General features: G+C 36.9%; 16 protein-coding genes and 3 pseudogenes. 13 read left to right on the forward strand and 6 right to left on the reverse strand.

Annotated elements, in window-relative coordinates; all coding sequences use genetic code 11:
• Positions 1–122: 122 nt before the first annotated feature.
• The 3 genes and pseudogenes from K2F26_RS19925 (at position 123) to K2F26_RS19935 (ending at position 4,742) form a co-directional block, all read left to right on the forward strand.
• On the forward strand, positions 123–1,595 hold the full coding sequence (locus K2F26_RS19925; protein ID WP_220609185.1) for a pentapeptide repeat-containing protein: 1,473 nt from the start codon (positions 123–125) through the stop codon (positions 1,593–1,595).
• Between the two features lie 311 nt (positions 1,596–1,906).
• On the forward strand, positions 1,907–3,364 hold the full coding sequence (locus tag K2F26_RS19930; RefSeq protein WP_220609186.1) for a S8 family peptidase: 1,458 nt from the start codon (positions 1,907–1,909) through the stop codon (positions 3,362–3,364).
• A gap of 234 nt (positions 3,365–3,598) precedes the next feature.
• Positions 3,599–4,742: pseudogene (locus K2F26_RS19935) on the forward strand (IS4 family transposase).
• Positions 4,743–4,751: 9 nt separating this feature from the next.
• Here the strand turns inward: K2F26_RS19935 and K2F26_RS19940 are convergent.
• The 3 genes and pseudogenes from K2F26_RS19940 to K2F26_RS19950 form a co-directional block, all read right to left on the reverse strand.
• Positions 4,752–4,952, reverse strand: a pseudogene (locus K2F26_RS19940) (DUF4277 domain-containing protein); the annotation flags it as partial.
• A 355-nt stretch (positions 4,953–5,307) separates the two neighbouring features.
• Positions 5,308–6,804 carry a beta-barrel domain-containing protein gene (locus K2F26_RS19945; RefSeq protein WP_220609187.1) on the reverse strand — a complete coding sequence of 499 codons (1,497 nt, stop codon included), beginning with the start codon at positions 6,802–6,804 and terminating at the stop codon, positions 5,308–5,310.
• 148 nt (positions 6,805–6,952) lie between these two features.
• Positions 6,953–7,828, reverse strand: a complete 876-nt coding sequence (locus K2F26_RS19950) for an SDR family oxidoreductase (protein ID WP_220609188.1) — start codon at positions 7,826–7,828, stop codon at positions 6,953–6,955.
• A 139-nt stretch (positions 7,829–7,967) separates the two neighbouring features.
• Between K2F26_RS19950 and K2F26_RS19955 the strand changes: the two genes are divergently transcribed.
• Positions 7,968–8,462, forward strand: coding sequence for a DUF29 domain-containing protein (locus K2F26_RS19955; RefSeq protein WP_220609189.1), 495 nt, complete (start codon positions 7,968–7,970; stop codon positions 8,460–8,462).
• Between the two features lie 102 nt (positions 8,463–8,564).
• Here the strand turns inward: K2F26_RS19955 and K2F26_RS19960 are convergent, their stop codons facing one another.
• The gene (locus K2F26_RS19960; RefSeq protein WP_220609190.1) at positions 8,565–8,870 is read right to left on the reverse strand and encodes a sunset domain-containing protein; all 306 of its coding nucleotides are present in this window, start codon (positions 8,868–8,870) and stop codon (positions 8,565–8,567) included.
• Positions 8,871–8,935: 65 nt separating this feature from the next.
• On the reverse strand, positions 8,936–9,718 hold the full coding sequence (gene xth / locus K2F26_RS19965) for an exodeoxyribonuclease III (RefSeq protein WP_220609191.1): 783 nt from the start codon (positions 9,716–9,718) through the stop codon (positions 8,936–8,938).
• 659 nt (positions 9,719–10,377) lie between these two features.
• Between xth and K2F26_RS19970 the strand changes: the two genes are divergently transcribed.
• From K2F26_RS19970 to K2F26_RS19980, 3 genes are all read left to right on the forward strand, one after another.
• Positions 10,378–10,572 (forward strand): hypothetical protein, encoded by a 195-nt coding sequence (locus K2F26_RS19970; protein ID WP_096572371.1) that lies wholly within the window; start codon positions 10,378–10,380, stop codon positions 10,570–10,572.
• A 190-nt stretch (positions 10,573–10,762) separates the two neighbouring features.
• Positions 10,763–12,124, forward strand: coding sequence for a folate/biopterin family MFS transporter (locus K2F26_RS19975; RefSeq protein WP_220609192.1), 1,362 nt, complete (start codon positions 10,763–10,765; stop codon positions 12,122–12,124).
• Positions 12,125–12,395: 271 nt separating this feature from the next.
• Positions 12,396–13,883, forward strand: a complete 1,488-nt coding sequence (locus K2F26_RS19980; RefSeq protein WP_220609193.1) for a carotenoid oxygenase family protein — start codon at positions 12,396–12,398, stop codon at positions 13,881–13,883.
• Positions 13,884–13,943: 60 nt separating this feature from the next.
• On the opposite strand, the gene K2F26_RS19985 is transcribed toward K2F26_RS19980, so the two are convergent.
• Entirely contained in the window at positions 13,944–15,287 is a 1,344-nt protein-coding gene (locus K2F26_RS19985; RefSeq protein ID WP_220609194.1) for a cytochrome P450, read from the reverse strand.
• A gap of 197 nt (positions 15,288–15,484) precedes the next feature.
• Here K2F26_RS19985 and K2F26_RS19990 point away from each other — a divergent pair, with 197 nt between their 5' ends.
• The 6 genes and pseudogenes from K2F26_RS19990 (at position 15,485) to minE (ending at position 21,491) form a co-directional block, all read left to right on the forward strand.
• Positions 15,485–16,774, forward strand: coding sequence for a Glu/Leu/Phe/Val family dehydrogenase (locus K2F26_RS19990; RefSeq protein ID WP_220609195.1), 1,290 nt, complete (start codon positions 15,485–15,487; stop codon positions 16,772–16,774).
• A 251-nt stretch (positions 16,775–17,025) separates the two neighbouring features.
• A pseudogene (locus K2F26_RS19995) lies at positions 17,026–17,283 on the forward strand (UPF0175 family protein).
• Between the two features lie 266 nt (positions 17,284–17,549).
• Complete coding sequence (locus K2F26_RS20000; protein WP_220609196.1) at positions 17,550–18,872, forward strand: four-carbon acid sugar kinase family protein; 1,323 nt, start codon at positions 17,550–17,552, stop codon at positions 18,870–18,872.
• 133 nt (positions 18,873–19,005) lie between these two features.
• A complete protein-coding gene (gene minC, locus K2F26_RS20005; protein WP_220609197.1) occupies positions 19,006–20,127 on the forward strand; it encodes a septum site-determining protein MinC in 1,122 nt (373 codons plus the stop codon).
• 215 nt (positions 20,128–20,342) lie between these two features.
• Positions 20,343–21,149 carry a septum site-determining protein MinD gene (gene minD, locus K2F26_RS20010; protein WP_096572383.1) on the forward strand — a complete coding sequence of 269 codons (807 nt, stop codon included), beginning with the start codon at positions 20,343–20,345 and terminating at the stop codon, positions 21,147–21,149.
• Positions 21,150–21,185: 36 nt separating this feature from the next.
• On the forward strand, positions 21,186–21,491 hold the full coding sequence (minE, locus tag K2F26_RS20015) for a cell division topological specificity factor MinE (RefSeq protein WP_190647498.1): 306 nt from the start codon (positions 21,186–21,188) through the stop codon (positions 21,489–21,491).
• Position 21,492: the final 1 nt, after the last annotated feature.

Raw genomic sequence — 21,492 nt, forward strand, 5'->3', positions numbered from 1 at the left:
AAAAATCTTTACCTTTTTTTGTGTGAAATAAAATTTTACATATCTAAAATTGCGGCTAAATGCTATACTGTTTTCTTCTATCATCTCCGTAATAACTCATTATTGTGAAGCATCTTTCTAGTATGTCTGCTAAAAAGACAGATGCAACATTGCATTGGTTGATCACTATCATCGTTATTGTACTTCTGTCATTGATACTGATTGTCTTCGCATCTACTAATATTGACAAGTTATCACTTCAACAGCAAATATCTCAAAAAAATCAAGCATTAACTACTATTGCTATAGTTTTTCTGGGTGTAGCTGTCATAGTTAATGTTTATTATGCAGCCAAAAGAACTCAAGCAATAGAAAAAAATGCAATTACATCTGAGAAAAATCTAGCAATTAGTCTTGAAAATACCAAACTTCTTCAAGAAAGACTAATTGCAGAACGTTTTATTGGCAGTATTTCCCAGTTAGGACATGACAAGGTAGAAACACGCACAGGAGCTATTTATGCTTTAGAAAGAATTGCCCAAGATTTTCCCCAAGAACATTGGACAATTATGCAAATTCTGACTGCGTTTGTCCGCGAAAATGCACCCATACAACTAGAGAGGAAAGTACAAAAACCAGAAGATTTCATGACTATTGATTTCGGAAACAATCGTGATCGGATACGCCGACAACAGCAAGCAAATTATTCTCTACCATTAGAATCTTGGAAACTGCGTACTGATATTCAAGCAGCTTTAACTGTGATTGGGAGACGCAATTTTCAACATGATCGAGAAAATCAAAAATTAGATTTACGTAATACTGACATCAGACGAGTTGATTTATCAGGAGCTAAACTGCAAGGGGTAGACTTACGAGGATCTGATTTGTGTGGTGCAGATTTGCGAAATGCTGATTTAAGTGAGGCGGTTTTGGATGGTGCTAAAATTATCGGTTCGATTCTTTATCAAGCTAACTTATTTAAAGCTAGTTTACGGGGAGCTAATTTGAGTCGTTCTAATCTGAATCTTGCCAATTTATATGGAGTAAACTTGAGTTCCGCTAATTTGTTTGGTGCAAGTTTGCGTTCAGTTAATTTGCAATCTGCCAACTTGTATAAAGCTAATTTGCAACAAGCTAATCTCAAGGCTGCTAATTTATCAGGTGCTAAGTTATTTTTAGCTAATTTGCAAGGTGCGAAATTAGGGAAAACTAATTTACGTTTAGCAGGGTTAATTGCGGCAAATTTACAAGGTGCAAATCTTAATGGTGCAAATTTACAAGGTGCAAATTTGAATGCTGCAAAATTACAGCAAACAGATATTTATTTTGCTAACCTTAGTGCAGCTAGTTTAACAGAAGCCGATTTAAATCATGCTAATTTGATGGGCGCTAATCTTTCTCAAGCAATACTTGATGAAGCTGATCTTTCTGAAGCTAACCTCATCGGTGCTAATTTATTAGGCGCTCAACTTGATGATGTTAAACTGATTGGGGCAACTTTAACTGGTGCTAAAAACCTGAAATCTGAACAGATAATTAACGCAGTGGGCGATCGCACTACTCGCCTTCCTGATTATATCGAAACACCAGCTAATTGGCGAGAATCTGTTTAATACTCTAAAACTGTCTTTTTTGCTACTTTCGGTGCATTCTACCTGTTTATTATTATTCTATTTATTGTTATTAATTCCTCACATTTTTCTAGCATTAAGTTATTAAATTATGACTTAGATTTTGTGAGCAAAGTTTAATTTTAAAATAATAACTTCGTAATCAAATTAGCTTTTTATCTGAGAGGATTCATAGTATTTTTTAACTAAGGGGAATAACTGTAAGTTTTAACGTTGTTTCAAACTTTTATCTGACAAAGTTTGAAAGATTCAGACTGCGAAAAAAAGATTATTATTTTAAGGATAAAAGTCTGATGACATTGAATAATAGTAACTATTTTTCCTCCCGTCAGGAAATCAACATTACACCTGTTTACTCAGGTGATGCTTTTCAAACTCCCATTGACAATAGTTTAAATTGGAGTAATCGTAGTAGCTTACCAAAAGATAAAAATATTCAGTCTCATGTGACTGCAAACAGCTATAACTCTCAAAATGGTTATGGTTTAGTCAATGCAGGAAAAGCAGTGAGTAAAGCAACTGGTGTAACTCCCTATCCAGATGCTCCAAAATTGGGTGGAAATAATTGGGGTGCAGACATGGTAAATGCTCCCACAGCTTGGCAAAATGGACATACAGGAAAAGGTGTAATTGTTGCAGTTTTAGATACAGGAGTTGACTATAATCACGAAGATTTAAAAAATAATATTTGGACTAATACCAAAGAAATTGCTGGTAATGGAATAGACGATGATGGTAATGGTTATGTTGATGATTTTTTAGGTTGGAATTTTAATAGTAACAACAATAATGTTTTAGATAATAATGGACACGGAACTCATGTTTCGGGAACTATTGCCGCCGAAAATAACGGTATTGGTGTAACTGGAATTGCCTATAATTCGCAAATTATGGCAGTTAAAGTTTTAGATGAAAATGGCTCAGGTTCTTATGCAAATATCGCTAATGGTATCCGTTACGCTGTAGATAATGGTGCTAATGTTATTAACCTCAGTTTAGGAGGAAATTCTGGTAATAATACTCTCAAATCAGCTATTGAATATGCGAGCAGTAAAGGTGTAATTGTGGTGATGGCCGCAGGTAATAGTGGCGATGCTACACCATCTTATCCTGCACGTTATGCTGATAAGTCAGGTATTGCTGTGGGGGCGGTGGATAAAAATAATCAACTGACTGATTTTTCTAATCGTTCTGGTTCTCAAGAAATTAAATATGTAACTGCTCCAGGTAAGGATGTTTATTCTACAATTCCTGATAATAAATATGCTAGTTATAGCGGTACTTCTATGGCCGCTCCCCACGTTGCTGGTGTAGTAGCTTTGATGCTGAGTGCTAACCCGAATTTAACAGAAAGTCAAGTGCGGGAAATTATCATCAGTACGGCGGAAAATGGTACAAATCCCCAACAACCTCAACCTACAAATCCTTCGCCTTCTATGCCTTCTTTCTTTCCACCTTTAGATTCTTTTTTACCTTTTGATATGATTGATATCGGTTCTCAATTTCCGACTGATATTGGCAATATTGGTGGTAGTTTTCCCTTACCTTTTCAATCAGAATCATCTCAATTACCGTCGGTTGTTGTATCTATTAGTAATGAAGATTTAGGTTTAGAATTTGGTGATTTTAATGCCAAAACTCCCAATTTAGAAACCCTTAATTACTACAGTGAGAGCAAAGATAGATGGGAATTACGGGACTATGATATGAATCTAGAAAATATGGATATTTGGAGTTTAGACTATGTTTAGTGTTACCTATTGTACTCCTCACATTAGTCTAAACCCCAATAATTACTCCACCCGCGCTATCGCGCACCCTCCCCTTGGTAAGTGGAGGGGTGTGTACCTCATGTAACCCAAATCTGCTGTAATTAGACTGAAGGGGGGACAAACAAAGCTGAAAGCAAGGCTATGTAAAGAATGTGACGATTTATGGTAGAAAAAGATAGGTCAATTATTGTCAATAATACCTATCTAATGAAAATGATACCAACATTCTATCAAAACCATCTCAGAAGTCAATTAAGTCTAGCAGAATACTTGTTGTTAAAAATCCTCATCCAGATTTTACAATCAATTAAACAAGTGAGTCTAGAAAGTTTAGCGAATGCGCTACCGATACCCATAAAATTTGAAAGCAGACGCAAAAAAATACAAATATTTTTATCATCACCAAAATTAACAATAAAGAAAATATGGTTGCCAATAGTTGAAGTTTTGTTAGAGACATACTTTGAAGAGAAAGAAACAATATATCTAGTAATAGACCGGACTAAATGGTCATGTATAAATTTATTAATGATAAGCATAGTATGGGAGAAACGAGCAATACCGATATATTTGGAATTATTGAAGCAAAAAGGAAATAGTAATCTCAAACAACAAACAGAAGCGTTGACCGAGATTTTAGCGATAGTAAAAAAATATAAAATATGTGTGTTGGGAGATAGAGAATTTTGTTCGTTCAAATTAGCGAACTGCTTGAAGCAGCAAGGTTTAAGCTTTTGTTTAAGGTTAAGAAAAAATGAATTTGTCAAAAAAGAATCGGAGATTTGGTTAGAGTTGAAAGATTTGGGGTTAGCACTCTTGTTTATCATTATTTTTACCAGGAGTGAAAGTCACGAAACTTAAAGGTTTTGGATATTTTAATTTAGCCTGTAAATGGAAACGGAAGCTCAAGGGTATAGCACCAAAAGAAGGATGGTTCATTCTCATAGATTTACCAGAGTTAGGAGCAGCCATTACAGCTTATAAACAACGCTTTGATATTGAGGAAATGTTTAGAGATTTTAAAACAGGAGGTTATAATTTAGAAGATACAAAAGTCACGGGAGAACGGTTGATTTCACTAATTTTGTTAATAGCTATTGCCTACACATCAGCGACAATTCAAGGACAACAGATTAAACGCAAGGGTGTACAATAATATGTCGGAAGAGTTAAAGAAAAGAGCCGTAGTACCAGACGAAATAGCAGTTTTTATATTGGTCTATATGGTTATACTTGGGTCAGTTTTATGGATAATTGTCAATCTTTGGTAGCCCAATTAATGAGACTTAATCCTAATAAGCGCAAGTATTATCAACGAGGTCTAAGAGCTATGAACCTGATACAGTCAGTCTTTTAGTTGATTTTGTCCCCCCTTCAGCATGGCTTTTACTACTTGACCCGGACTTACTTTCTCTCCTTTTTCGACTCCTATTATTTCATTTATTATTTCTACTATTCCGATTGAATCTATGATTCCTGCTACTATCCCTAGATGATCTATGTTCTGAATTTCTATTTCTTGAGGTTTTAATTTCACAACAGTTTCCTCTACTATTTCTGTTGTCATCAATTATTTCTTATTTGGTTATCAATTCATTTTTTTCTTTTGTTTTTGTTACCAAGCTTCACTTTCTCACACCATGTCCCTTTTAATACTATTAATTCTCATTAACTCTCTTAATCTTTGAATCGGTTTTAGTTATTATGTACTACTTTAATGGCTTTTTTGATCTGTGACAGTTGAGGGTGCGGAATGTGGGATTTAACGTGAGTTCAACGAAAATAATTTGACCCCTCTCCAAACCTCTCCCCTAAGAGGAGAGAGGCTTTGATTTACTCCCCTTCCCTTGCAGGGAAGGGGCTGGGGGTTAGGTCTAATAATTGTGTTTCAAATACATGAAAACTGCTGTAAGATAATTTCTTTACCTCACAGAAAAAGCCTCACTAAATCTGCGGGTAATTGGCTCAACAATAAAGGTTAAAATTGACTTCTTCCGCGTCACAATCTCCGCATTTGCAACCATCCCTGGCGTAAATTCCACCTCTTTACCCCGCACATTCATAGAATGCTGACTTAACTTAATTCGTGTTGGAAAAACTAATCCTAATTTTTCATCAACTACCGCATTCGGACTAATTTGTAAAACTTCCCCATCAACTACACCAAATTCTTGAAAGGGAAAAGTTGCTAATTTCACCTTTGCTGTCATTCCCTCACGAATAAAACCAATATCCCGGTTAAGCACCTTTACTTCTAACAGCATTTCTTCCCCTTCTGGTAAAATTGACAGTAATTCTTCCCCAGACTGTACAGGTCCTTTTGTAGCTTTAACTTTATAAATTGTTCCCGCTACCGGTGCTTTAATTGTTTCTCCGTCTTTTTCTTGTTTCGCTTGTTCTAATTGTCCTGCAACATTGGCTAATTCTTCTTTTCGCCGATTTATTTGCGTTAAAATTTCACTTTTTCTTTCTGATGCTAATCTTAAACCTTGATTTTTTGCCGCTTGATAAGCTTGTTCAGCTTGATTAATTTCTTGTTTTTGAGCAGCAATATCTTTTCCTAAAGATGCTACTTTATCCTGTGTTTCTGTGACTCTATTTTTGGCATTAGTTACTTCATTGGTAGCTCTAATAATATCAGTATTTGCTCGATTTAATCTTTCCTGGGCTTCTAAATAATCAACTCTAGGAACAGCACCAGGATTTAATAAAGTTCTCAAATTTTCTTCTCGTTGTTGGGCAATTTTTAAACTTTCTTCTAGTTTAGCACGGATATTTTCGGCATTGACTAAATTAGTTTGAGCATTACTCACACCGGTTTTAGCATTAGCTAAATTTTCTTCTAAACGAGTTAAACGAATTTTCGCTTGTTTGATAATTGAAAGTTGGCGTTCTGCTTCTGCTTCTGCTGCTGCTTGTCTAGCTTTATAATCTAATAAACGAGAATTTAATAACTCATCTTGTAATTTTGTCCCCGCAATATTTCCCCCAGTTCTTTCAGCTTGTAATCTTTGTAAATCTTCTTCAATTAATTTACTAGATTTCGCTAATCTGTTAACATCGGTTTGTTTAAAATTGGGATCACGTTCAATTAATATTTGATCTTTAGTTACGCGATCGCCTTCCTTCACTTTTACCGCTACAATAGATCCATTACCCAAAGATGTCACCGGTCTCACTTGAGTAGAAGCAATTAATTCTCCCGGTGCTGTTGCTACTTCATCTATTTGTGAAAAATGCGCCCAGGAAATAGTACCAAATACAATAACACTAATAGTTCCTGCTAATAATCTTGTATAAAGTGGTGGTAATTCCTGTACAGCTTTACCCAATTCATAGGATAATTGTTCTTCGGGTTTCGCAAAATTTTCTTTTGTTTGACGTGCTTGAACAGGATTTGCGGATAGAGAGTATTTCATATATTTGGTAATAGGTAATGGGTAATAGGTAATTGGTAATTGGTAATACAATTTTGGATTTTGGATTTTGGATTTTGGATTGTTTTTGTCAATTCCAATCTAAAATCTAAAATCTAAAATTTTCTTCCCCAGTCACCAATCACCAAAATTAAATTGCTAAATAACGCCGCAAAAAGTTTTCCACAGTTTCCAATTGAAAGTTATAAATTCTTTCTAAATTGGCATTTTCTTCTGATGTACAGTAAAATTCATTAGCTAATAAAGTGCGAAAAGTTCCTAAACCTGTTTGTGCTGAAGAGTCAAATAAACCCCATACTCCCCGTAAACCATCAACCGCAAATAAAGAAACATTAATGATAATTGGTTCTTTGTTAAAGATGCGACTAAAAATTTTCGGAATGTCCTCACGCAATAAAATTTCTGGTCCTCCTACTGGTAAAATTTGATTACGAGCCTCAGTAACAGTTAAAGAATCTACCACTATTTTGGCTAAGTCATCGGTGCTAATAATAGATGTGCGATTTTTGGGATCACCGATGAGCAAATATAAACCAATTTCTCTAAACCGTTCCGCTAAAGGTAGCAGGTTTGATGCTAATCCAGATGGGCGTAAAATAGTGTAATTTAAGCCACTACTTTGCAAATATTTTTCTACTGCGCGTTTAGCTTTGAAAACGGGAGCGTCTTCATATCCTCTTTCCGCACCTAAAACGGATATCAAGACAAAATGCTCAACACCCTGAATTTTTGCCTGATCAATTAGTTCAATATTAGCGCGATAATCTAAAGATAAAGCATCATTTCCTGAACCGTGGGCGCTAATGATATATTTCACACCTTGACAGGCTTTTTTGATATCCTTTTCTTCTCGTAGATCACCAATAAATATATCAGAACCCCGGTGTTCTAACTCGCTGTAATGGGATGTAAGACGAACAAAACACCGTACAGATTTCTGTTGTTGACGTAATAACCGCACCACGCGGCGGCCAATATCTCCCGTTGCTCCAGTTACTAGAATCATAACCTTTGGATTTGAGTATGGGGCTTTATGTAGTTAAGTTTAATCACTATTTTAAAATCAGCAAATTCCTAAAATCCGAAATTTTACAATTTTTGTTTAAAATAATAATGTTGGGATTAGTTGGGATTTAGTAAAACTGATGCAAATACCAGAAACAAACCCAAAGCTGAAAATACCTGTATCCAGTCTCTATGTTAGTGACTTTTATGCTTGGACACAGGAACAAGCTGATTTACTCCGCAACCATCAATGGCATAAAATTGATTGGCAAAATTTAATTGAGGAAGTTGAATCTTTGGGAAAACAGCAACGTCAAGAACTGCGAAATCGTTTAAGTATTTTAATAGGACATTTATTAAAATGGCAGTTTCAACCACAACGCCGCAGTCGTAGTTGGTTAGCAACCCTTCGCATTCAACGCTTAGATACTATTGAATTACTTGAGGAAAATCCGAGTTTAAAATCCTATCTTGAGGAGGCACTTGGTAAAGCTTATTTGAAAGGTGTGGAATTAGCTGTTAAAGAAACTGATTTACCTCGTAGCAATTTTCCCTCTAATTGTCCTTATAGTTTACAGGAAATTTTAGATGATGGTTTTTATCCTGGTGAAGCAAGTGAGTTAGTCAATGAGTGAGAATAATAAATCAAATGATAGGTGTAAATCATAGGCGATCGCTTTCTATTTTTTAGCTTGACAAAGTGCGATCGCCCTCTCAAATGAACATATTGAAACATTTTACTTTGGCGCTTTACGCCAACCATTTGCTACAGCTTCTGACTCTGTACAAAACCATTTTTCTCCCTTTGTTGGATCAATTACTGTTGAATCATAGTCCTCTGCACCAGGAACATGATAAAATTTTCTCCCGGTATTAATGGAAATATTACCTTTAATTTTGCATCCTGGTTTGGTGAGAGATGTGATCAGAGATGGCGAACGGCTACCTCCAAATTCAGTTGCCAAAATAATAACAGCAACAACAACAGGAAGACCGATAATATTTTTCAGTAAACTCTGTTTTTTTGCCTTACTTCTACCCATATTATCCTTAAACAAAAACTCCCAACTTAGTTATTATAAGTTAAATTTACACATTCCTCACCCAACTAAAACTCTACCACCACCGGCGTATGATCACTAGGTTTTTCTAACTTCCTGGGTGCAACATCAATAATGCAACTTTGAGCGCGTTCATAAATCACAGGTGTTAAATAATGATGGTCTATTCTCCAACCTAAATTTCTCTTAAAAGCCGCAGTCCGATAATCCCACCAACTATAATTTCCCCCCTCTTGATTAAACTTTCTGAAAGCATCCGCAAAACCTAAATCAAGCACATCTTTTAAAGCTTGGCGTTCTGCATCAGAAGCCATAATATGATTTTCTATTTTTACTTTGTCATTAATATCAATATCTTCCAACGCAATATTAAAATCACCACACATAGAAATAGCCGGATTTGATAATAGTAATTGCTGCAAATATTTCCCCAATACTTTTAACCACCGCAGTTTATATTCATATTTTTCACTTCCTACTGATGAACCATTAGGAACGTAAAGATTGACAATTCTTACACCATCAATTACACCACTAATTACCCGCTTTTGTTCATCCCATGTAGGATCTAAGTCTTTCAAAACTGAACAGAAACCCATACTCACATCTTCCAAAGGTTGACTGCTAATTAGCGCCACTCCGTTATATGCTTTCTGTCCGTAAATATAAGGATGATAACCTAAGTTTTCAAAGGAATTGAGGGGAAAACCTTGATCTATAACTTTCGTTTCCTGTAAACACAAGACATCAACGGGATTTTCACTTAACCAGTTAATCACCTGTTCTAAACGAGTCCGAATTGAATTGACATTCCAAGTAGCGATTTTCATAAGTTACTTATCCGTAATTTACTAGATTAAGAAATATAAAATGTGTAAATTTTTTGTAACCATTTTTGATTGTGAATTTTTTTGTTCAACCTCCCATTCACTTAAAAATAAGGTATAAGTAATTGATCCCTGTTGTAAATGCGTATTTGCAAATACAAAATAGGCAAAATTGTAAGTTAGGCTACAGAACATTATAAATGATTATGATCCCCCAGATAGATGAAAATATAAAATCCTTGCTTGTAAATTAATAAAGACGTTAATTGTTAGCACTTGCTACGACTGTGATATTACATTGGTGAGTGAGTTGATAATACAGTTAACCGAGAATACGCTTTTCTAATAGTCAGTCAGAAAAGTTAACTTAAATGGAAGAAAAGTAAGTAGAAATGCTTTTACCTCATAAAATAATTTCAGGATTGGTAGCAGGTGATGTCAAATCAATAAATCAATATATATGATGTTGACACTCTTTGTAGACCAAACCAAGAATCGCAAGATATAGCATATTAGCTCAATTTTCACCAGAAAATATCCCAAAATATGCAAATTCTGTCACCAAGCGGAGAGGTTGGAACTTTCACAGCAACCCCCATTTAGGTTTAATCAAAATTTTTTTGCTTGATTACAACAACAAACTTTTTTAGGAGGACATTGGTATGAGTAATAGAGCCAACACTTGCCCATGCTGCGGTGGATCAATTCTACGTCATGTCCGTCATGGTGAACTATATTGGTTTTGCCTGTCGTGCCGACAAGAAGTACCACTGTTAACCATCAGTCGCTTATCAAATCATTTGGAAACCCGTAACACAGGAGTAGTTACTCCGTCTGCTGTTAACTCAGTAGAGTAATCTCCTGCGGCTGGTTCTGAATATCTACAGAGTGGAAATAGACAAGTGAATACCATATTTGTTGAGAGCAAGCGTCAAGCTAGAGATGGCGCTTGCGCTTTGGTTTGACTTTGTTGCTAGAACAGCGGATAACTTCCAGTTAATGTCGATATGATATAAAAGTAGATAAAACTTAAAGAATATTCATCAAATGCTGATTCACTCATCTGACTTGCCCAAAGTCAAAGACTCAGTAGGCAAAAAAATTCTCTTAGGTAATGAACCTAAACCAGAACTAATTGCGATTCTAGCAGTCTACTTTGTTCAAGGCATATTAGGGTTATCGCGTCTAGCCGTTAGCTTTTTCCTCAAAGATGAATTACAACTGAGTCCAGTTGAGGTATCAGCACTGTTGGGAATAGTTGCTCTACCTTGGATGATTAAGCCATTATTTGGCTTTATTTCCGATGGTTTGCCCATATTTGGCTACCGTCGCCGTCCATATTTGGTGTTATCTGGGATACTAGGCGCATCCGCTTGGGTAAGTTTGGGAACAATAGTTAATAGTAGCTGGGCGGCAACAATTGCGATCGCTCTATCTTCTCTTTCCGTTGCCTTCAGTGATGTCATAGTTGACTCCCTCGTTGTTGAACGTGCCAGAGTAGAAAGTCAAGCCAAAGCAGGTTCTCTACAATCTCTGTGTTGGGGTGCTACCGCTCTGGGCGGATTAATTACAGCTTACTTTAGCGGCTTACTCTTAGAATATTTCAGCACACGCACAGTATTTTTAGTCACGGCATTTTTTCCGCTAATTATTTCCGTGGTAGCTTGGTTAATTGCAGAAACCCCAATTAACAAATATACCCCACAGCATGACCAGAATCAACCACTTAGCATCCCAACTCAACTCAAACAAGTAGGCAAAGCCTTTACACAAAAAGCAATTTGGCTACCCACAGCATTTATCTTTCTCTGGCAATCTACCCCTAGCGGAGAAGCAGCTTTTTTCTACTTTTTCACCAACGAATTACACTTTCAACCTGAATTTTTAGGCCGAGTACATTTAGTTACAAGTTTAGCCTCATTAATTGGTATTTGGATGTTCCAAAGGTTCTTAAAATCCGTACCATTTCGGGTAATTTGTGGTTGGAGTATCGTCATTTCCACACTATTAAGAATGACGATGTTACTGTTAGTCACACACACAAATAGAACATTAGGAATAGATGATCAATGGTTCAGTTTAGGTGATAGCTTAATTCTTGCCGTCATGGGACAAATCGCATTCATGCCAGTGATGGTATTAGCAGCAAGAATTTGTCCCTTGGGAATCGAAGCTACATTATTTGCCCTCTTAATGTCAATCTTCAATTTAGGAGGAGCTATTTCCAGAGAGTTTGGGGCTTTAATCATGCACTGGTTAGGCATTACCGAAAATAACTTTGATACCCTCTGGTTATTAGTGATTATCACTAATTTGATTGCCCTTTTACCGCTGCTATTTATTCAATTCTTACCCAGCGAACAAGAACCAGAAATCCACACCTTGACAGCTAATTCAGTTAATAATTAAGTCCATATTTCAGGATTCAGGAATTAGAATCATAGCCAAATCAGTAAATAGCAAATTCAATAATTTTGTAAAACATCAATTATGATATGATACTCAAAGACTTATTTAATCAGTCTTCTGTATCCTGAATCCTGACAATAAAAATCTTGTGTGGTGGGCATACTTCGACAGGCTCAGTACAAGTCTTACCCGCCCTAACCATACAGCCCTAACCATAGGATTTAAACTTCCCAACACATTACAAAAAATCCAAGAAATCATTTTCTCAAATATGCAAACATTAAAAAATCAACAAAACCAAACTTTACCAAAATCCTATACTCGTGAAGATTGGCAAAAAGGATATGAATCACTAAAACAAGAATATGATTATTGGATTGATGAAATAGAAGGGGTAATACCCGCAGAACTACAAGGAACACTATTGAGAAATGGACCCGGTTTATTAGATATCAACGGACAAAGATTGCATCATCCCTTTGATGGTGACGGGATGATCAGTAAAATCACATTTACCAACGGACGCGCTCATTTTCGTAATAGATTTGTAGAAACAGAAGGTTATTTAGCAGAAAAAAAAGCTGGTAAAATTCTTTATCGTGGCGTATTTGGTACACAAAAACCAGGAGGTTGGTTAGCTAACGCCTTTGATTTTAAAATCAAACATATTGCTAATACTAATGTTATCTATTGGGGTAAAAAACTATTAGCATTATGGGAAGCAGCAGAACCTTATTTATTGCACCCGCAAACTTTAGAAACATTAGGAAACGAATATTTCAATGGTGTATTATCCCAAGGTGAAGCTTTTAGCGCCCATCCCCGCATAGATCCCAATGGTAAATTAGTTAATTTTGCTATTAAACCAGGACTATCAACCACAATTACAATTTTTGAACTCAATACCAACGGCGAAATTATCAGCAAACAAAATCATAGTGTTCCTGGTTTTTGCTTTATTCATGATTTTGTAATTACCGAAAATTACTGTATCTTCTTTCAAAACCCCGTTAATTTTAACCCCATACCTTTCGCTTTAGGAATGGCCAGTGCTGGACAATGTATTAAAGTCCAAAAAAATCAACCCACAAAAATCATTATTATTCCCCGCAAAGATAGTAAAGCTGAAAAAGAAGAAGTCAGAACTTTAGAAACTCAAGCAGGTTTTATTTTCCATCATGTCAATGCTTTTGAAGTGGAAACTGAAATTATCATTGATTCAATTTGCTATGAATCATTACCAGAAGTAGAACCAAATACTGATTATCTAAAAACCAACTTTGACACTAATGCACCAGGACAAATTTGGCGATTTGATATTAACTTAGATATTAAGTTATCAGATCACAAAGTACAAAGTCAGTTAATAGATAAACGTGCTTGTGAATTTCCTTCTATTCACCCCAATAATGTAGGAAAACCCTATCGTTATTTATATATTGCTGCGGCACATAACCCCACAGGAAATGCACCCTTACAAGCAATCATGAAAGTAGATTTACAAACAGAAAAGCGAGAAATTTGGAGTGCAGCACCACGGGGTTTTATGGGTGAACCAATTTTTATTCCTCGTCCTAATTCTCAACAAGAAGATGAAGGTTGGGTAATAGCTTTAGTTTATGATGCTGAACATCATCGTTCAGATGTAGTGATTTTAGATGCTCAGGATTTTTCAAAAGGTGCGATCGCAAAATTACACCTTAAACATCATATTCCATACAGTTTACATGGGAGTTTTACACCAGAAATATTCATTTAATTAATGTAGGTTGGGTTAAGCGATAGCGCAACCCAACAAATTACTAAAAATTAAATCAACTTAAATAGAACGGAAAACCACCTTTAAACCATCACTGGGTTGAGGTGTGGGTGTCATTTTTAAATCTAAATTTTGTCCTGGTACAAGTTCCCATTCATAACCACGCAACAGCAACGCAGCAAATATTTTCATTTCCAACTTAGCAAATTCTTTACCTATACATTCTCTCATTCCCCCACCAAAGGTAACATAACTAAAGGGTTTAGATTTATCCTCATTTCTCTCTACACCAAACCTTTGAGGGTCAAAACTTTGGGCATCTTTATAGATAGTTTCGTCCTGATGGGTTTTCCCTATTTGATATAGTATACTCCAACCTTGAGGAATACTATATCCATTAAATTCACAAGTTTTAGTTACAGAACGAAAACCACCACCAACAGGAGGAATAACTCGCAAAACTTCCTTGAGTATTTGGTCTAAATAAGTCATTTGTTTTAAATGTTCAGATGTGAGCGCACCTGTAACATTTATTTGTTGTTGTTCTTTTCTTGCTGCTGCTAAAATGTCCGGGTTTTGTGCTAACAACAAACAAAAAGAAGACATTGCCGAAGTTAAAGTTTCATGTCCAGCAAATAATAATGTCAAAATTTGATCTTTGAGTTCATTTACACTCAAACTATTACCATCTTCATCTTTAGCATTTAACAACAAATCCAAAGCATCTGTTTCTGAATTTTCTAAACTTGGTTGCTTTTGACGTTGTAAAATAATCTTCTCAATTTTTGCTAATAACAATTCTCTACTTTTTAAAGCTTTACTAAATTTAGTCCAAGGTAAACGAATAGGAAGAGTAAATAAACCTTGACACCATTCTTCAAATAATTCCGCAAAATGAGCATCATTAGTAGTATCTGTTCCTACTAATAATTTACAAGCTACATCAAAAGTATATTGTCTGATTTCAGGATACCAGGTTAATTGACCTAAATTTACCCATTTTTGTAAATAGCTATTAGTAATTTCCACCATTCCTGGTACATAACTAGCTAAAGCTCTGGGTTGAAATGCTTGAGCTAATAATTTACGTCTGGTTTGATGAATGCTTCCAGTTTGTGTTGCTAAAGATGCAGGACCAAGCAATTCTGAAACAGTCTTAGGCCATTGAATTGTAAAATTTTGATTTTCACCACTAAATACAAAGCGGTTTGCATCTGCTCCTATCATCATAATTGTAGGAGAACCAAAGATATTAGTTTTAAAAACGTTGCCGTATTTCTTTTGTCGTTTATTGGCAAAGTTTTTATCTGTTAAAAAACTAATTGTTTCACCAATGATAGGTAAACCAAAGTTTCCAGGTGGTAAAGGTAATTGATTTTGTAATTTGTTGTCTTGGGTTTTCATGTTGTGTTTAACTTATTTATTTAATAAAACTTAAACAATTGTAATATATTTGTTAATTCTGGCCAAGTTGCCACCATGCAGAAATAAAACTAAAAAATTGTAACGAAAACTACAAAATTCATATTTTTTCAAAAAAACAGGGTAAGCTAACCTTACATATCCGGTTCACCAAAGTACCGTGATGAGGAGTAAATGTTATGGTTACAACCTCGCGCCCAGTGTGGGAAAATCATTCCCCAGCCCATATTTGCCCGTTTGATCAAGCTTGTAGTTATTTAGAATGGGCAGGTAAAGAGTTAAAATTAGATCCTGGTTTATTAGAAATTCTCAGCCATCCCCGGAAAGTCGTCACAGTTTCCATACCCGTCAAAATGGATAATGGGGAAGTGCGGGTTTTAGCCGGACATCGGGTACAACATTCGGATATTTTAGGACCATATAAAGGTGGTATTCGCTACCATCCGGCGGTGACTTTACGGGAAGTTTCCGCTTTAGCGATGTTGATGACTTGGAAATGTGCGTTGTTAGGTATTCCCTACGGTGGTGCTAAAGGTGGTATTCCCATAGATCCGAAAAAATACAGTGTGGGAGAATTAGAAAGAATTAGTCGCCGTTATATCAGTGAGTTAATTAAAGATATCGGACCATCAGTAGATATACCAGCCCCAGACATGGGTACATCTGCGCGGGAAATGGCCTGGATGATGGATACTTATTCTGTAAATATGGGTCATGCTGTACCCGGTGTTGTTACTGGTAAACCGCTTTCTGTGGGTGGTTCTCTGGGTCGGGAAATGGCTACGGGGCGGGGTGTAATGATTATTGTCCGGGAAGCCTTGGCAGATCAAGGTAAATCCCTGGCAGATGTAAAAATTGCTATTCAAGGTTTCGGTAATGTGGGGGGTGCTGCGGCTGAATTGTTATACCAAGCCGGGGCGAAAATTATTGCGGTTTCCAGTGGTGCTGGGGGTGTATATGCGGAAACTGGGCTTGATATTCCAGCTTTAAAAGCTTATGCTGCGGAAAATCGTCGCAGTGTGGTAGGTTTTCCCCAAGCTATACCCATTAGTAACGCAGATTTACTCACTTTACCTTGTGATGTATTAATTCCTGCTGCTTTAGAAAATCAAATTACGGAAGAAAATGTGCATCAGATTCAAGCGCAAATGATTGCTGAAGCAGCTAATGGACCTGTGACTTTGGAAGCTAACCGAGTTTTGGAAGACCGTGGAGTAACCGTTTTACCGGATATTTTAGCCAATGCTGGGGGGGTAGTAGTTAGTTATTTGGAATGGGTGCAAGGTCTTTCTTATTTGTTCTGGGATGAGGAGAGGGTAAACCGGGAAATGGAACATTTGATGGTAAATGCTTACCGTCAAGTGATGCAACAAGCACAGACTCGCAGGGTAAATTTACGGTTGGCTGCTTATACCCTTGGCGTGGGTAGAGTGGCGCAAGCTTTGACCGATAGGGGTTTGTATCCTTAGTTATAGGGTTGTAACTTGTTAACTCGTTCCCAGTCTCAGACTGGGAATGCTATTACAGAGTCTTCATAACCTAATATATATAGCAATCCGATTTGAGTTATGAACAAATAGTACAAATGATTTGGTAAGGTTAGGATACTCAAAGTCTTAATCTAGTTCGATTTACGCCAATAGTAACTATGATCTAATCGTTCTATAATCATTTAGGATTGCTATATTGTACAATTAATTATGTAGCTTTCCTATAAAAAATGTCTTTGCAACTTAAAATTAACTATCCTGAAACTTTACCTGATGCTGTTGGTAAAACTAGAGAACAATTTGAACAAGAAGCAAAATGGGCAATGGCTGTAAAATTATATGAAATGAACCGCCTTTCTTCTGGTATGGCTGCTGCATTATTAGGAGTATAAAGAGTGAATTTTATTCACAAATTAAATGATTATGGAGTGTATTTAATTTATTTTAGTGAAGAAGAATTATTATCAGATATAGAAAATAATCAGTAATCAGTAATCAGCTATTATCTAGAGAGAGACTGAGTTAATAACAAAGATGCTCCAGGTTTGTCCAATTACACGAGATTTAATAAGAGCAATTTACAGCCTATTATTGATAGTTTCAGGTTTTTGCTGACTGCTGATAGCTGACGGCTCAATGCTGATCTTAAATCAATGATTGCAGTTAAATTTAGATATGCAAAAATAATTGAAAAATCTCAAAAAAATGTCATCATATTTTAAATGTAGAATATTTACCACCATTAACATACTCCATGAATAACCAACCCAAAATAATCGTTTTAGATGATGATCCTACCGGTTCTCAAACCGTTCACAGTTGCTTATTGCTGATGCGCTGGGATGTGGAAACCTTGCGTTTAGGTTTAAAAGATGATGCTCCCATTTTCTTTATTTTAACCAATACGCGATCGCTTACCCCAGAAGATGCAGCAAATGTCACCAGAGAAGTTTGTCATAACCTGAAAATCGCCTTAGAAGCAGAAAACATCGAGGATTTTCTCGTAGTTAGTCGTTCTGACTCTACTTTACGCGGTCATTATCCCATAGAAACCGATGTCATTGCCGAAGAACTCGGACCTTTTGATGCTCATTTTCTTGTACCGGCATTTTTTGAAGGTGGTAGAATTACCCGTGACAGCATCCATTATTTAATAATTGATGGTGTACCCACCCCCGTACATGAAACAGAATTTGCTCGTGATTCTGTATTTAGTTACAATTACAGCTACTTACCCAAGTATGTAGAAGAAAAAACCAAAGGACGCATCAAGGAAGCTACTGTCACCAGATTTTTACTTGATGATATCCGTAAAGGATGCTTAGAAAGATTATTGCAACTGCATGATAACCAGTGTGGGGTAGTTGATGGAGAAATTCAAGCGGATCTTAACACCTTTGCGGTAGATATATTAACAGCCGCAAGTCAAGGTAAACGCTTTTTATTCCGTTCCGCTGCTAGTATATTAACAGCTTTAGCTGCTTTACCCCCCCAACCCATAGCTGCTGAAAATATGGCAGAATATGTGCGTGGTGGTAAACCAGGTGCAGTTATTGTTGGTTCTCATGTGAAAAAGACAACTCAACAGTTAGAATCACTGTTAACAGTTGCGGGAACGGTAGGGATAGAAGTTAATGTGGGAAGATTACTAGATGATGGAGTCAATGAATCTGCTAAACTGCTAACCGAGATTCTAGAACAAATCCGGGAAGTACATAACGCTGGTAAAACACCAGTAGTTTATACTAGCCGTCAGGAATTGACTTTTAAAGATGTCAAAACTAGGTTAGACTTTGGGGCAAGAGTTTCGGCTTTACTAATGGATATTGTAAAGGGTTTACCAGCTGATATAGGATTTTTAATCAGCAAGGGGGGTATAACTTCTAATGATGTCTTGAGTACAGGTTTAAATTTAACTTCTGCTCGTTTATTAGGTCAAATTTTAGCCGGTTGTTCAATGGTAATTACACCATCTGATCATCCTCAGTTTCCTAATTTACCTGTGGTTTTATTTCCCGGTAATGTCGGTAATGCTGATGCCTTGGCTACAATTTATCAAAGATTGACTAATCAGTAATCAGTTATCAGTTATCAGGAGTCAGGAGTCAGGAGAATTTTAGATTTTAGATTTTAGATTAATTCATGAAATATAATCCAAAATCCAAAATCCAAAATAGAATCACCAATCACCAATCACCAATCAATTACGAATGAATTCTGATTCTAAGAAATCACCAAAAGATTTGGAAATGGAGTCAAATTCTGCACTTACCGATGCAGAATCAATCTCGATGAATAATCATAGAAAGGAAAAAAAAGCCAAACCTGTTGATAAAGAGGCAGATAGTAATGTAGATGTTAAAGATAGTGATTCTATCATTCCCACGGGAGAGCTAAATTCAGTTCTTGCCTATTTACAAGCTAATGCAGATGGGAAGGTAGACTCTAATTCTGAAGATAAATCTGAAGATAAATCTGAAGATAAATCTGAAGATAAGAAAACAGAAACAACCAATTTAGAATTGATTGATCTGAACAGCGATGAGTTAGTATCAACAGGAAATAATAACAACAATAATATTCAAGTTCAGTTAAAAACTGAGGAAGGAAGACTATTATTAATTTTGCCAACAGAATCTCAAGTACCAGCTTCTGATTTCAGTGCGTCCGAGATTTGGCAACAAATGAGACAGCGGCTTAATGGTAGCGATCGCCTACGCATACCTAATACTATAGTACATTTAGTAGCAAAAGACCGCTTATTAGACTCAAGACAACTGCAAGAACTGGCAGAAACTTTAAAGGAACTGCAACTAGAGTTAAAATCAGTCGCCACAAGTCGCAGACAAACAGCGATCGCCGCTTGTACATTAGGTTATTCTGTCGAACAAATCCAACTACAACCATCCTTCACTGCTGACGCTCAACCAGGTCCTAAACCTCTAGCAGATGCGCTCTATCTAGAAATGACAGTAAGATCAGGTGGAGAAATTCGCCATCCCGGCACTGTGATTATTTTGGGAGATATCAACCCTGGTGGTATTGTGGTTGCAGATGGTGATATTCTCGTTTGGGGGCGTTTGCGGGGGGTAGCTCATGCCGGCGCTGGGGGAAATCGTGATTGTCTAATTATGGCTTTGCAAATGGAACCAACCCAACTGCGAATCGCCGATGCAGTAGCTAGAGCGCCTGAAAAATCACTAACACATTTTTTCCCAGAAGTGGCACATATCACACCCGAAGGCATCCGTATTGCCAAAGCTACTGATTTTTCTCGCAGTCAGTTAAGCAAAATTAATCAAAGTCTCTATGGCAGGAGTCAGGAGTCGTAGGGGCGAAGCATTCGGAAAACAACCTTGGACAAAAATTGATAATTTATCGCCCGAATGCTTCGCCCGTACAGGAGTCAGGAGTACAATCTGATAATGCTGGAAGTTTCATCATATATTGATGTTATCAGCGCCCCGTCTACTGCTATAACTATTTCTAAATATTCTCTAAATATTTAGTATTATTTCCACCAACCCTAATCGAGCGCATTGCTGTTATGAGTCGTATTATTGTAATTACCTCCGGTAAAGGAGGAGTGGGTAAAACCACGGTTTCCGCAAATTTGGGCATGGCTTTAGCCAAAATCGGGCGACAAGTGGCCTTAGTTGATGCGGATTTTGGTCTGAGAAATTTAGATTTGTTGCTAGGACTAGAAAACCGCATTGTCTACACAGCAGTAGAAGTATTAGCTAGAGAGTGTCGTTTAGATCAAGCTTTAGTCAAAGATAAACGACAACCGAATCTGGTACTACTACCAGCAGCCCAAAATCGCACCAAAGACGCGGTGACACCGGACCAGATGAAATTGCTAGTAAATGCACTAGCGCAAAAATACCAATATGTAGTTATAGATAGTCCCGCAGGGATTGAAATGGGGTTTAAAAATGCGATCGCCCCAGCTAAAGAAGCACTCATTGTCACCACCCCCGAAATTTCCGCAGTTCGTGATGCTGACCGGGTAGTAGGATTATTAGAAGCCCAAGGTGTGAAAAAGATTCATTTAATCATCAACCGGATTAGACCGGCAATGGTACGGGCAAATGATATGATGTCTGTACAGGATGTTCAGGAACTTCTCGCCATTCCCTTAATCGGGGTAGTCCCTGATGACGAGCGTGTAATAGTCTCTACCAACCGAGGCGAACCTTTAGTATTATCAGAAGCTCCTTCTTTGGCTGCCTCAGCCTTTGAAAACATTGCTCGTAGATTGGAAGGGGAAACTGTCGAATTTCTTGATCTTGACTCCCCCAACGACAACTTATTTTCCCGGTTACGCAAGTTGTTACGGACAAAGATTGTTTAATTTTTTTTCAGTTCCCGCCTTATCACCTAGCCAGCAATGATTCTTGAACTTTTAGAAAAACTTTTTGTTCGCACACCAAACACCAGTCGCACCGAAGTTAAACGTCGTCTGCAAGTAGTTATAGCCCACGACCGAGCAGACTTAGATGCCCAAACCTTGGAAAAAATGCGTCAGGAAATCCTAGCAATTGTCTGTCGCTATGTAGAAATTGAAACAGATGGTTTGGAGTTTTCTTTAGAAAGCAACCAACGCACAACCGCATTAATCGCAAATTTACCTATTCGTCGTGTTAAGGAAAGCACTCCTGAAGCAGAAGAAACAGAGACATCTATTGAGGTTTGAT

The sequence above is a fragment of the Sphaerospermopsis torques-reginae ITEP-024 genome (assembly GCF_019598945.1).
GTDB lineage: Bacteria > Cyanobacteriota > Cyanobacteriia > Cyanobacteriales > Nostocaceae > Sphaerospermopsis.

Coding starts and splice junctions, on each gene's coding strand:
- K2F26_RS19925 (WP_220609185.1), top strand. CDS start 123: ATGTCTGCTAAAAAGACAGATGCAACATTGCATTGGTTGATCACTATC.
- minE (WP_190647498.1), top strand. CDS start 21,186: ATGATTCTTGAACTTTTAGAAAAACTTTTTGTTCGCACACCAAACACC.
- K2F26_RS19945 (WP_220609187.1), bottom strand. CDS start 6,804: ATGAAATACTCTCTATCCGCAAATCCTGTTCAAGCACGTCAAACAAAA.
- minD (WP_096572383.1), top strand. CDS start 20,343: ATGAGTCGTATTATTGTAATTACCTCCGGTAAAGGAGGAGTGGGTAAA.
- K2F26_RS19950 (WP_220609188.1), bottom strand. CDS start 7,828: ATGATTCTAGTAACTGGAGCAACGGGAGATATTGGCCGCCGCGTGGTG.
- K2F26_RS19930 (WP_220609186.1), top strand. CDS start 1,907: ATGACATTGAATAATAGTAACTATTTTTCCTCCCGTCAGGAAATCAAC.
- xth (WP_220609191.1), bottom strand. CDS start 9,718: ATGAAAATCGCTACTTGGAATGTCAATTCAATTCGGACTCGTTTAGAA.
- minC (WP_220609197.1), top strand. CDS start 19,006: ATGAATTCTGATTCTAAGAAATCACCAAAAGATTTGGAAATGGAGTCA.
- K2F26_RS19955 (WP_220609189.1), top strand. CDS start 7,968: ATGCAAATACCAGAAACAAACCCAAAGCTGAAAATACCTGTATCCAGT.
- K2F26_RS19980 (WP_220609193.1), top strand. CDS start 12,396: ATGCAAACATTAAAAAATCAACAAAACCAAACTTTACCAAAATCCTAT.
- K2F26_RS20000 (WP_220609196.1), top strand. CDS start 17,550: ATGAATAACCAACCCAAAATAATCGTTTTAGATGATGATCCTACCGGT.
- K2F26_RS19970 (WP_096572371.1), top strand. CDS start 10,378: ATGAGTAATAGAGCCAACACTTGCCCATGCTGCGGTGGATCAATTCTA.
- K2F26_RS19990 (WP_220609195.1), top strand. CDS start 15,485: ATGGTTACAACCTCGCGCCCAGTGTGGGAAAATCATTCCCCAGCCCAT.
- K2F26_RS19960 (WP_220609190.1), bottom strand. CDS start 8,870: ATGGGTAGAAGTAAGGCAAAAAAACAGAGTTTACTGAAAAATATTATC.
- K2F26_RS19975 (WP_220609192.1), top strand. CDS start 10,763: ATGCTGATTCACTCATCTGACTTGCCCAAAGTCAAAGACTCAGTAGGC.
- K2F26_RS19985 (WP_220609194.1), bottom strand. CDS start 15,287: ATGAAAACCCAAGACAACAAATTACAAAATCAATTACCTTTACCACCT.